This window comes from Aeromicrobium sp. 636 (genome assembly GCF_024433585.1).
Taxonomy (GTDB): domain Bacteria; phylum Actinomycetota; class Actinomycetes; order Propionibacteriales; family Nocardioidaceae; genus Aeromicrobium; species Aeromicrobium senzhongii.
In genome coordinates this window covers 407425-419740 of record NZ_WNJU01000002.1, presented here as the reverse complement: position 1 = coordinate 419740, position 12316 = coordinate 407425, and the positions used below count along the sequence as shown (strand labels likewise).

Sequence of the window (12316 nt, the reverse complement as noted above, 5' to 3'; positions counted from 1 at the left end):
CGACGGACCCGACGAGTTCGGCCGGTCCTCGCAGACGATCTCAGTTCAGGCCGGGATCGTCGGGAAGGTTCGCCCAGAACCGCACCTCGCCACGCTGGCGCCGGAGCACCTCGGTCCACAGCAACTCGGGAGTCGGCGAGATGAGGTCTGCGTCCTGGGCGGGCAGCACGAGCCACGCACCCGCCTCGATCTCGGTCTCGAGCTGCTCGGGCGACCAGCCGGCGTAGCCGGCGAAGACCCGCAGGCCGAGCAGCTCGCCGCCACCGGGCGGCGGTGCGTCGAGGTCGACCAGTCCGACCCGACCGGCGGTCTGGCGCCAGCCGATGGGACGCATCGACACGTCGGTGACGACTCCCACGGCCAGCGCCGAGTCCATGCCGACCGGTCCGCCCTCGAACAGCCGGCCCGGCGCGTTGGCCACGTCGCCCCAGTCGGGCAGCACCTCGTCGACGTCCGACTCCGTGGGGCGGTTGACGATCACGCCCAGCGCGCCGTCCTCGTCGTGGTCCAGGACGTACACGACGCTGCGCCAGAAGGGCCCTGCCTCGATCGCCGAGGTGGCGACGAGTAACTGGCCTCGCACCGATGCCATACCCCCATGATGCCTGACGTCACACGGTCCTGATCTAGACTGCCGCTCATGGCCGACGCCGAGCGCGACGAGGAGTTCACCGTCGACGTACTCGCCGAGCGGGCCGGGATGACGGTGCGCAACGTCCGCGCCTACTCCACCCGAGGCCTGATCGACCCGCCGCGGCTCGAGGGGCGCACCGGCTACTACTCCCAGAAGCACCTGCAGCGACTGGTCCTGATCCGCACGCTGCTGGGCCGCGGGTTCACGCTCGCCGCGATCGAGGACGCGATCTTGAAGTCGCCCTCCACGGCATCAAACGTGGCCCTGGACCTCATCAGCATCTTCGAGGTCGAGGACGACGAGGACCCGACCGAGTTGATCGGGCGGGCCGAGCTGGCGTCGATCTCGGGGCTGGGACCCGACCACGAGCTGCTCGACAAGATGACCGAGCTGGGCCTGCTGGAGAAGGTCGACGAGGACACGATCCGCATGCTCGAGCCGGGCGTCGTCCGGCCCGGCGCGGCCGCCGTGGCGATCGGCCTCAGTCCCGACAGCGTCGTCGACATCGTCCCGCACATGCGCGAGCACCTCGAGCAGGTCTCGGACCGGTTCGTCCACCACGTCACGCGCGACGTGGTCCAGCCGTTCCTCGACGCGGGCCTGCCCCAGGACGAGTGGCCGGTCGTGTTCGAGAAGATCGACCAGCTGATCCCCATCGCCAGCCAGGTCGTCGTCTCGATGTTCCGCAGCGTGCTGCGCCAGGCCATCGAGACCGAGATCGGCCACAAGCTGGAGGAGCTGGCCGCCGAGGGCGACCAGCCCACCTCCTGACGCGGCGCCCGGCCGTCACTTCGTGGTGACGGGGCCCGCCTGACTCTTGCTCAGCAGCTCGATCCACGTCTTGCCGCGCGGCAGCTGCAGCGGCTTGCCGTCGCGGGTGGTCAGGACGATGGTCGAGGCGCTGTTGGCCTTCTTCCACTTCGCGTTGACCCGCGTGCCGCCGATGAGGACGACCGCCTTGCCGCTGCCGTCGAAGACCGTCTCGGGCACGGGGTTGCCGGCGGGATCGGTGTAGCCCGCGTCCTTCTCGTCGGCCCACAGGACCACGAGGTTCTTGGCGCCGAACTCCTTGTCGCTCGTGCCGTTCGTGCGCTTCCAGACCTTGCCGTCGAACTTCCAGTTGGTGGTGTGCGTGCGCGAGAACGCGACGCTGGCCGACGAGACCTGCGGTCCGTCCACGGCCGGAGCGCCGGAGTCAGCCCACTGGAAGTACGGGCGCTCGGGCTGCAGGTCCTTCGCGGACTTGTTGAGCTTCGGCAGGTCGACCACGACGTTGTACGGCGCGTAGCCGGAGTCGCGCGACAGGCCCGGCGAGCCGGCGTCCTGCGAGTGGATGGTGATGCCGGACTTCTTGATCCGCGAGATCGTGCGGCCGGCGCCGCCCGAGGCGACGATCTGGCCGCGGACCGGCTTGGCGATGCCGATGTCGGTGGCGCGCATGGAGCGCACGTGCCCGACCACGGTGGGCAGCGACGAGTAGTAGAGCGCGGCCAGGCGGGTGACGCCGCCCTCGACCGTCTCCTCGACGACCATGTCGGCGCGGTCGATGTTCTCCTGCGGAGCCGAGGCCGGGGTGTTGTCGACCTTGACCACGAACACCGGGTTGTCCGGCGTCTTCTTCATGGTGGCGCCGGTCAGCGGGTTGACCGCGACGATCTGGCCCGCGTCACCCTTGTTCGGCTCCTTGGGGTCGGGCGAGCTCTTCTCGTCTCCGCCAGAACACGCCCCCAGAGTCAGCACGAGGGCACAGGTCACCGACAACATCCGCAACTTCATACCCCCAGCATGCCTGAGGCGGGGTCACGATCCGGCGCGCGGGGAGGTGTCGTCCGTCTCCCTTTCGCGGGGCCGCTGTCGGACCTCGGTGCCACCATGGGTCCATGGGTTTCGGCGAGGCGACCACCACGTGGTTCGACGAGTCGTTCGCCGGGCCCACTCCCGCCCAGACGGGCGCTTGGCAGGCGATCGAGCGGGGTCGGCACACGCTCGTCGTCGCACCGACCGGCTCGGGCAAGACGCTCGCCGCGTTCCTGTCGGCGATCGACGGACTGCTGCACCGTGATCGCGACGTCGAGCCCGAGGGCACGTCGGTGCTCTACATCTCGCCGCTCAAGGCGCTGGCGGTCGACGTCGAGCGCAACCTGCGGTCGCCGCTGGTGGGGATCTCGGGCGTCGCGGCGCGGCTGGGCCAGGAGCTGGCTCCCGTCACCGTCGGCGTGCGCACGGGCGACACTCCCCCGGCCGAGCGTCGTCGGCTGCAGTCGCATCCGCCCGACGTGCTGATCACCACGCCCGAGTCGCTGTTCCTGGTCCTCACCTCGGCCTCGCGCGAGATGCTGCGCGGGGTCCACACGGTCATCGTCGACGAGGTGCACGCCGTCGCCGGCACCAAGCGCGGTGCCCACCTGGCGGTTTCGCTCGAGCGACTGGACGACCTGCTCGAGAAGCCCGCGCAGCGGATCGGCCTGTCGGCCACCGTCAGCCCTCATGACGAGGTCGCGCGGTTCCTGGGCGGCCGGGCCCCCGTCGAGGTCGTGGCCCCCGAGGCACCGTCGCGGCTCGAGTTGTCGGTGCGGGTGCCGGTCGAGGACCTCACCGAGCTGCCGCCGCGCCACGAGGGACCGCGCGAGGGCAGCGCCGCCCGCGGCCTGGACGAACCGAAGGAGGCCGGCGGCACGATCTGGCCGCACGTCGAGGAGGCGATCGTCGACGCGATCGAGCAGGCGCGCACCACGATCGTCTTCGCCAACAGTCGCGGCGTGGCCGAGCGGCTGACGCAACGGCTCAACGAGGTGTGGGTCGAGCGCGAGACGGGCTCCCGGCCCGAGCCGGCGAGCCGACAGCCCGCGCACATGGGCGGGTTGTCCGGGGTCTCCCTGGGCACCGAGCCCGTGCTGGCCCGGGCCCACCACGGCTCGGTCAGCAAGGAGCAGCGCGCGCTGATCGAGGACGACCTGAAGTCCGGCCGGCTGCGGTGCGTCGTCGCCACCTCCAGTCTCGAGCTGGGCATCGACATGGGTGCGGTCGACCTCGTCATCCAGGTGTCCGCACCGCCCTCGGTCGCCTCGGGCCTCCAGCGCGTGGGCCGCGCGGGCCACCAGGTCGGCGAGGTCTCCCGCGGCCTCGTGTTCCCCACCGGCCGGCACGACCTGCTCTCCACCACCGTCACGGTCGAGCGGATGCTCGCCGGCCGGATCGAGCGCCTGTCCGTCCCGGCGAACCCGCTCGACGTGCTGGCCCAGCAGACCGTGGCGGCCTGCGCCCTCGAGCCGATCGACGTCGAGGCGTGGTTCGAGACCCTGCGCCGCTCGGCCCCCTTCGCGACCCTGCCGCACGCCGCCTTCGTCGCCACGCTCGACCTGGTCGCCGGGCGATACCCCTCCGACGAGTTCGCCGAGCTGCGGCCCCGCGCCGTGTGGGACCGCCAGGCCGGCACGCTGACCGGCCGCCCCGGGGCCCAGCGCCTGGCCGTCACCAGCGGCGGCACGATCCCCGACCGTGGCATGTTCTCGGTCGTCCTCGCCGGCGAGGAGGGCACCGCGGGGCGTCGCGTCGGCGAGCTCGACGAGGAGATGGTCTACGAGTCGCGCATCAACGACGTGATCGCCCTGGGCGCGACCAGCTGGCGGATCATGGAGATCACCGCCGACCGGGTCATCGTCGTGCCGGCGTTCGGCCTGCCCGCGCGTCTGCCGTTCTGGCGCGGCGACGCGGTCGGCCGGCCCTACGAGCTGGGCGAGGCGATGGGCGCGTTCCTGCGCGAGCTCAGCGCCCTGTCGCCCGCGAAGCAGCGCGCGCGGGTCGAGGAGGTCGGACTCGATGCCTACGCCGTCGCCAACCTCGCCGCACTGATCACCGACCAGGTCGAGGCGACGCGTCAGCTGCCGACCGACACGACGCTGGTCGTCGAGCGGTTCCGCGACGAGGTCGGCGACTGGCGGCTCGTGCTGCTCTCCCCCTACGGCCGCGCCGTGCACGCTCCCTGGGCACTCGTCGTCGGCCGGCGGATCGAGCAGCGGTTCGGGGTCGACGGCGCGGTCGTGGCCTCCGATGACGGCATCGTCGCCCGGGTGCCCGACGTCACCGGCGAGCCGCCCGGCGCGGACCTGTTCGACCTCGAGGACCCCGAGGACCTCGAGTCCCAGGTCACCGAGCTGGTCGGCGGATCAGCCCTGTTCGCGGCCCGGTTCCGCGAGTGCGCCGCGCGCGCCCTGCTGCTGCCGCGTCGCAATCCGGGTGCCCGCGCCCCGCTGTGGCAGCAGCGCCGGCGCGCGGCGATGCTGCTCGACGTCACGCGCAAGTACCCCGACTTCCCGATCCTGCTCGAGACCGCGCGCGAGGTCCTGCAGGACGTCTACGACCTGCCCGCCCTGATGACGTTGGCGCGGCGACTCCGCTCCCGCGAGGTCGCGCTGGTCGAGGTGGGCACCGACAACGCCTCGCCGTTCGCCCAGCGACTGCTGTTCGGCTACGTCGGCGCCTTCCTCTACGACAGCGACCTGCCCCTTGCCGAGCGGCGCGCGGCCGCCCTGACCCTCGACCCCGAGCTGCTCGGACAGTTGCTCGGCCGCGCCGACCTGCGCGAGCTGCTCGACCCGGAGGTCGTCCAGCAGACCGAGGCCGAGCTGCAGCGGCTCGTGCCCGAGCGCCAGGCCAAGAACCTCGAGGGCGTCGCCGATCTGCTCCGGCTGCTCGGTCCCTTGACCTCCGACGAAGTCGCCGAGCGCACGCTGCCGGACGCGCGGCTCGAGGCCGGCGCCTGGCTCAAGGAGCTGCGCGAGTCGCGGCGCGCGATCGAGGTGCAGGTGGGCGGGCAGCTGCGCTGGGCGGCCGTCGAGGACGCCGGTCGGTTGCGCGAGGCACTCGGCACGGCCCTCCCGCTCGGGGTCGCCGAGGCCCATCTCGCACCCGGACCCGACCCCCTGGGCGAGCTGGTCGCGCGCTTCGCCCGCACCCACGGACCATTCACCACCGAGTCGGTCGCCCGACGACTGGCGCTCGGCCCGGCCGTCGTGCGCGATGCCCTGCAGCGACTCGCCGACGCCGGCCGGGTCACCCGTGGCGAGTTCCTGCCGGTCGCGTCCGGCGACACCGAGTGGGTCGACGCCGAGGTGCTGCGCCGGTTGCGGAACCGGTCCCTGGCCGCCGCGCGCCAGCAGGTCGAGCCGGTCGATGCGGCCGCGTTCGCGCGGTTCCTGCCCTCGTGGCAGCACGTGGGCTCCCGCCTGCGCGGACCCGACGGCGTGCTGACGGTGGTCGAGCAGCTGGCCGGCGCGGCCCTGCCCGCCAGCGCGTGGGAGTCGCTCGTCCTGCCCTCGCGGGTCAGCGACTACTCCCCCGCGATGCTCGACGAGCTGACCACCGCGGGCGAGGTCACCTGGACCGGCGCCGGCACGCTGCCCGGTCGCGACGGCTGGGTCCGGCTGCTGCCCGGCGACACCCCGGGGCTCCCCACGGGCGATCTGGTCGAGGCCGGTGCCGACACGCCGGCCGGTCGGCTGCTCGAGGTCCTCGGCGACTCCGGGGCGTGGCTGTTCAGCGAGTTGGCCTCCCGGATCGACGGCACCGAGCGCGAGGGCCTGGTCGAGGCGCTGTGGGAGCTGGTCTGGAGCGGCCAGGTCAGCAACGACACGTTCGCACCCGTGCGCAGCCTCGTGGCCGGTGGCGGTGCGCACCGCACCCGGCGTCAGGCGCCCCGCGCCCGGATGATCGGTGGCCGGATGCGCGCCCCGCGTGCCGTCGTCCCGCCGATCGCCTCGGGACGCTGGTTCTCGGTCCCGCTCGGCGGCCAGACCACGACCGAGCACATCGCCCGCGCCGAGACGCTGCTGAACCGCTACGGCGTCGTCACCCGCGGATCGGTCCAGGCCGAGCAGACGCCCGGTGGCTTCGCCGCGATCTACCGCGTCCTGCGCGAGATGGAGCAGAACGGCTCTGCCCTGCGTGGCTACTTCGTCGACTCGCTCGGCGCCGCGCAGTTCGCGGCACCCGGCGTCGTCGACCGCCTGCGGTCGTTCGTCCGCGACGACGACGAGCCGGCGGACACTCCGGCCGTCACGCTCGCGGCCACCGATCCGGCCAACCCGTTCGGCGCCGCACTGCCGTGGCCCGATCGCGGCGCCGACGGCCACCGGCCGGCCCGCAAGGCGGGCTCCCTGGTGGTCGTCCACGACGGACGTGCCGTCCTGTACCTCGAGCGCGGCGGCAAGTCGGCGCTGACGTTCACCGACCAGCCCGCGGCGCTCACGGCGGCGGCCGATTCCCTGGTCCGGACGGTCCGGCGCGGACGGCTGGGCCGGCTCACCGTGCAGACCGCCGACGGCGAGCCCGTCGCCTCGACGCCGTTGGGTCGGGCACTGGCCGCGGCCGGTTTCGAGGCCCATCTCAAGGGATTGCGCCTCGATGCCTGAGGGCGACACCGTCTGGCGCACCGCCCACCACCTGAACGAGGCTTTGGCGGGGCGTGTACTGACGTCGACCGAGTTCCGGGTGCCGCGCTACGCCACCGTCGACCTGACCGGCGAGGTGCTGCGCGAGGTGGTCAGCGTCGGCAAGCACCTGCTGATGCGCACCGACGAGCACTCGGTCCACTCGCACCTGAAGATGGAGGGCTCCTGGCACCTCTACCGGCCGGCGACCTTGCGGCGCGGTGGCCTGGGCCGCCCCGCCCACACGGTGCGGGCGATCCTGCGCACCGACGAGTGGGTGGCGGTGGGCTTCAGCCTCGGCATCATCGAGGTGCTGCCGCGCGCCGACGAGGCGTCCGCCGTCGGTCACCTCGGCCCCGACGTCCTCGACCCGCTGTTCGATCGCGACCTCGCGCTGGCGAACCTGCGGCGGGATCCCGAGGTACCGGTGTTCGTGGCCCTGCACGACCAGCGCAAGGTCGCCGGGTTCGGCAACGAGTTCGTCAACGAGACGCTCTACCTGTCCGCCGTCGATCCCCGCACCCCGGTCGGCGAGGTCGACATCGAGCGCATCCTCGACAGGGGGGTCAAGCTCATCCGCGCCAACCGCGACCGGATCGAGCGATCCTTCACCGGCAGCCTGCGCCCCGGCGAGCTGCACTGGGTCTTCAGCCGCTCGGGCCGCCCCTGCCGCCGCTGCGGCGCCCTCATCGGCGAGACCGCCCTCGGCCCACCCACCCAGGAGCGCCGCGTCTACTTCTGCCCCACCTGCCAACCTCCCGCCTCCGGCGGGCCAGATGTGTAGCGTTCCGCACACTTTTCGCCCCGAAAAGGTACGCAGTGCTCCACATCTCGGGCGCCGGGGCGTCAGAAGGCGCCGGGCGCGAACATTGCGGCGTCGTCGAAGGACAGCCACGGGGCAGGCCCGGTGTGTCCGTGCGCGGTGAGCCGGCGATGGATGCGCCGCACCATGTCCAACGGCACCCGCAGGTCGCGGTCGACCAGCACGACCACGCTCCAACCCTGGGCCTCCAGGTACTCCCGCCGGTCCCGATCACGGACGCGTTGCCGCGGCTCGTCGTGCCACCGTCCGTCGTACTCCACGGCCACCTTGAACTCGGGCCAGGCGAAATCCGTGCACGCCAAGAAGATGCCCTCGGCGTCGTGCACGTCGAAGTTGCACACCGGTGTCGGCAGTCCCGCCAGCTGCATCAGCAGACGGACGAACGACTCCATCGGCGAACGGCTGTCCGGGCCGACGTGGCTGAGAGCCCGCCGCGCCGCCACCACACCGTCGAGGTGCCGCGTCTCGCAATAGGCCATCAGCCGCTGCGCCGTCGTCAGCTTCTGGGCGATGAGCCAGTCGGCCGCGGCCACCGACTGCACGAGGGTGAACTGCGCCGCACAGTCGACGAAGGTCCGCTCCGGTGAGGTCGCCGGGATCGCGCGCAGGTCGCGGGAGGAGATGGGGTGCAAGCGCCGGTGGACTCGGATCCGTTCCTCTCGACACACGGCGTTCAGACGCGTCGACAGGTGGATCCGGCCGTCGGCACCCCCACTCAACTCCAGGCCGTACCAAGCCAGAGCGGTTCGGTGGCTCACCACGGCATCGGCCGGACCCGCCAGGAGCGCGGCCAGCAACTGCTCCCGCAGACCCAACGGCAGGCCCGCGTGGGCGTAGACGCCGCGGAAGACCCTCACGAATCGGGCCCCGCCCAGGGCGCGCCGAGTCAGGCCTCGCGCCTGCGCCTCGGCGAGGCCGAACGGGCGGTCGCGGAACTCAGCGGGAACGGGCAGCATCCGGCGAGAGTGGCCCGACGACAACCCGCCCGAACAGCCCCGACGGACACCCTGTGGACGCGGCGCGAAGGTCCACAGCCCTCGGCCGCGGATCTGTAGCCCTCCGCACCTTTTTCGGCCGAAAAGCGTGCGGAACGCTACACATCTCGCCCGCCGGAGGCGGGGCACCGCAGAGTCAGGTGCGAATCAGGGCCGCGGCGTGTTGGGCGAGGGCCGGGGCCATCTGGATGCCGTAGCCCGCCTGGCCGACGTACCAGAAGAAGCCGTCGGCCTTCGCGTCCCAACGGGTGACGGGGTTGCCGTCGGGGGCGAAGGTGCGCAGGCCGGCCCAGGCGGTGCGCACGCTGCGCAGACCCAGCGTCGTGACGTCGTTGACGGACTCGATGGCGCGGGCGATCTCGAGCTCATCGGGCTTGGGGTCACCGGGCTCGTGCAAGGTGGCGTCCTGCGGGGAGCAGAGCACCGCACCTCCCGCGGCCTTGAAGTAGAAGCCGTCGTCGATCCCCGCGGTGAACGGCACACCCTCGAGCGAGACGGTCGTCGGCGACTGGAAGAGCGTGCGGCGGCGCGGCTCGAGGCGGAGCCGCTCGGCACCGAAGAGCGAGCCCACGACGTCGCCCCAGGCACCCGCCGCGTTCACCACGACGTCGGCACGGAACACGTCGCCCGCAGTCGTCGTGACGACCCACTCCCCCGCGTCGCGCAGGGCCGACGCGACGCGAGCGGACGTGGCGACGGTGCCGCCCCGGGCGCGGAAGGCGCGGGTGTAGGCGTGGTGCAGTCCCATGACGTCGAGGTCCAGAGCGGTCTCGTCCCAGGCCGCGACCGCGATGGCACCGGGCCGCAGCACCGGGCACAGCCGTTCGGCCTCGGCACCGTCGACCAGCTCGGCCGCCGTCTCGGCCACGAGCCGGTGGACCTCCGCGTCGCGGCCATTGACACCCAGCCACAGACACGACATCGGTGACGCGACGGGGCCGTCGATGTCGAACGGCGGGTCGATCAGGTAGTCGTGACTCGCGGTGGTGAACTCGCGCACCACCGGCGGGCCGTACGAGCCGATCCAGGTCGCGGCCGAACGACCTGTCGTGTGCAGGCCGAGGGACTTCTCGGCCTCGAGCAGCAGGACCTCGCGGTCCGCGGCCAGTTCGTACGCGATGGCCAGACCCGAGATCCCGCCCCCGATGACGATGACGTCCATCGACACATCATGGCCGACACCGGGGCCACCTGTCCGGAAACCGCAACCCGCGTCAGACGACCTCGGCGCGTGCCGCCGGCAGGTCGGCGGTGCGGACCCAGATCATGTCCTCGTCGAGGTCGGTGTGCTTGGCGTCCCACGTGTCGAGGAACCAGTTCTGGCGCACCTTCCACGGCGTGCGGGCACCCGACCTCGGCAGCAGCTCGTCGGCACGGGCGATGTAGCCCGAGTTGAGGTCCAACAGGCGCTCGTCGTGACCGAAGTCGGCCGCCGGATCCGGGATCCCGTAGGCGTAGCCGTTCGCATCGAGGTGGTTGAGGTAGTCCGCGACGTACTTCCACGTCAGGTCGGCGCGCAGCGTCCAGGAGGCGTTCGTGTACCCGACGCACCAGGCGAGGTTCGGCACGCCACTGAACATCTGGCCCTTGTACGTGTAGAGCTCGTGGGGGTCGACCTTGGTGCCGTCGATCGTCACGTCGATCTGGCCCAGGGCGACCAGCTTGAGCCCGGTCGCGGTCACCACGATGTCGGCGTCGAGGTGCTCACCGGACTGCAGCGCGATGCCCTTCGGCGTGAACTCCGTGATGCGGTCGGTGACGATGTCGGCCTTGCCCGCCCGCACCGCCTTGTAGAGGTCGCCGCCGGGTACGACGCACAGCCGCTGGTCCCAGGGCTTGTACGGCGGCTTGAGGCTGGCGCGGTCGACGCCGGGCATCGACTTGCCGGTCAGGCCGAGCAGGATCGCGCGGGCGACCCGCGGGAACGCGCGGCAGAACATGTAGAAGCCGACCGTCATCACGGCGTAGCGGAGCCGGGCGACGTTGTGGACGAACTGCTTGGGCAGGAAGCGCTTCGCGACGTTGGCGACGGGGTCGCTGCCGGGCTGACTCAGCACGTACGTCGGGGTGCGCTGGAGCATCGTGACCTTGGCGGCGTCCTGGGCCATCGACGGCAAGAGCGTGATCGCGGTGGCGCCGGAGCCGATGACGACGACGTTCTTGCCGGCGTGGTCGAGGTCCTCGGGCCAGAACTGAGGATGGACCAACTCGCCCTCGTAGGACTCCAGACCCGGGAAGTCGGGGGTGTATCCCTCGTCGTAGCTGTAGTAGCCGCTGCACAGGTAGAGGAAGTTCGCGGTGATCGTCTCGGTCGAGCCGTCGGCCAGGGTGCTGGAGACCGTCCACGTGGCGGTGTCGCTGGACCAGTCGGCCGTGGCCACGCGCCGCCCGAAGCGGATCTTCTCGGCGATGCCGTGCTTCGCGGCGGTGGTCTCGAGGTACTGGCGGATGTCAGCACCGTCGGCGATGGCCTTGGGGTGCGTCCACGGCTCGAACGGGAAGCTGAGCGTGTACATGTCGGAGTCCGAGCGCACGCCGGGGTACCGGAACAGGTCCCACGTCCCGCCGATCGCGTCGCGCTGCTCGAGCACGGCGTAGGTCCGGCCCGGGGCACGCTCCTGCAGGCGGTAGGCGGCTCCGATTCCCGAGAGGCCGGCACCGACGATGAGGACGTCGACATGATCGGTCATTGCACACTCCTATGTGACATTGGTGATGTCACATTAACAGCACCTGTGGTCCACGTCACCACTCTGAGCCAGGCCGTGGATTCGCGTCTCTGGGCCGATGACCTCCGGCCGTCTAGGATTTGCCCCATGACCGCTGTTGCCTCGGCCGCGCCCGCCCCCGCGCCTGCCGATGACGAGACGCCCGGCTCCGACCGGGGCCTCGGGATCTTCCTGGCCATCTCGGGCGCCATCGCGCTGTGGTCCTCGCTGACGCTGACCTACGACAAGATCGCACTGCTGCAGGCCGAGACCGAGGGCAAGACCAAGGAGCTGAGCTGCAGCCTGTCCGCTTTCGTCGACTGCAGTCAGGTCGTGTCGTCCAACCAGTCCGAGGTGTTCGGCTTCCCGAACACCTTCATCGGCGCAGTGGCGTTCGCCGTCGTGGTGACCCTCGGCGTGCTGCTGGCCAGCGGGGTTGCGCTGCCCCGTTGGATCTGGGGCGGTCTGCAGGTCGGCGTGCTGTTCGGCATCGGCTTCGTGACCTGGCTGCAATACCAAGCCATCTGGGAGATCGGCGTCCTCTGCCCCTGGTGCATGGTCGTCTGGGCCATGATGATCCCGATGTTCGTCGCCGTCACGGCGCGCGTCACCGGGAACCGCTTCCTCAAGAACTGGACCGTCCTGATCTCGGCCCTGTGGATCATCGCGGTCGTCGCGGTCATCTGGTTCGAGTTCGGCGAGACGCTCTGGGCCCCTCGCTGAGGCCC

Annotated in this window: 9 protein-coding genes; 4 read left to right on the top strand and 5 right to left on the bottom strand. The window is 71.5% G+C overall.

Annotated features, from left to right (window positions below; genetic code table 11):
• Window positions 1–40 precede the first annotated feature (40 nt).
• Window positions 41–592: a YqgE/AlgH family protein gene (locus tag GL325_RS08610; protein ID WP_154596698.1), complete on the bottom strand. Its 552-nt coding sequence runs from the start codon at window positions 590–592 to the stop codon at window positions 41–43.
• A 48-nt stretch (window positions 593–640) separates the two neighbouring features.
• On the opposite strand from GL325_RS08610, the gene GL325_RS08605 reads away from it, so the two are divergent.
• Window positions 641–1405: a MerR family transcriptional regulator gene (locus GL325_RS08605; protein ID WP_154596697.1), complete on the top strand. Its 765-nt coding sequence runs from the start codon at window positions 641–643 to the stop codon at window positions 1403–1405.
• A 15-nt stretch (window positions 1406–1420) separates the two neighbouring features.
• Here the strand turns inward: GL325_RS08605 and GL325_RS08600 are convergent, their stop codons facing one another.
• Window positions 1421–2410, bottom strand: a complete 990-nt coding sequence (locus tag GL325_RS08600) for a DUF3048 domain-containing protein (RefSeq protein ID WP_154596696.1) — start codon at window positions 2408–2410, stop codon at window positions 1421–1423.
• A gap of 104 nt (window positions 2411–2514) precedes the next feature.
• Here GL325_RS08600 and GL325_RS08595 point away from each other — a divergent pair, with 104 nt between their 5' ends.
• Window positions 2515–7044: an ATP-dependent helicase gene (locus tag GL325_RS08595; RefSeq protein ID WP_187769254.1), complete on the top strand. Its 4530-nt coding sequence runs from the start codon at window positions 2515–2517 to the stop codon at window positions 7042–7044.
• Window positions 7037–7846, top strand: a complete 810-nt coding sequence (locus GL325_RS08590) for a DNA-formamidopyrimidine glycosylase family protein (protein WP_187769253.1) — start codon at window positions 7037–7039, stop codon at window positions 7844–7846. Before GL325_RS08595 ends, GL325_RS08590 begins: the two co-directional genes overlap by 8 nt.
• A 62-nt stretch (window positions 7847–7908) precedes the next feature.
• On the opposite strand, the gene GL325_RS08585 is transcribed toward GL325_RS08590, so the two are convergent.
• From GL325_RS08585 to GL325_RS08575, 3 genes are all read right to left on the bottom strand, one after another.
• A complete protein-coding gene (locus tag GL325_RS08585) occupies window positions 7909–8841 on the bottom strand; it encodes a DUF559 domain-containing protein (RefSeq protein ID WP_187769252.1) in 933 nt (310 codons plus the stop codon).
• A gap of 175 nt (window positions 8842–9016) precedes the next feature.
• A complete protein-coding gene (locus tag GL325_RS08580) occupies window positions 9017–10042 on the bottom strand; it encodes an FAD-binding oxidoreductase (RefSeq protein WP_187769251.1) in 1026 nt (341 codons plus the stop codon).
• Window positions 10043–10094: 52 nt separating this feature from the next.
• Window positions 10095–11570, bottom strand: a complete 1476-nt coding sequence (locus GL325_RS08575) for an NAD(P)/FAD-dependent oxidoreductase (protein WP_187769250.1) — start codon at window positions 11568–11570, stop codon at window positions 10095–10097.
• 126 nt (window positions 11571–11696) lie between these two features.
• On the opposite strand from GL325_RS08575, the gene GL325_RS08570 reads away from it, so the two are divergent.
• Entirely contained in the window at window positions 11697–12311 is a 615-nt protein-coding gene (locus GL325_RS08570; RefSeq protein WP_187769249.1) for a vitamin K epoxide reductase family protein, read from the top strand.
• The last annotated feature ends 5 nt before the right edge of the window (window positions 12312–12316 follow it).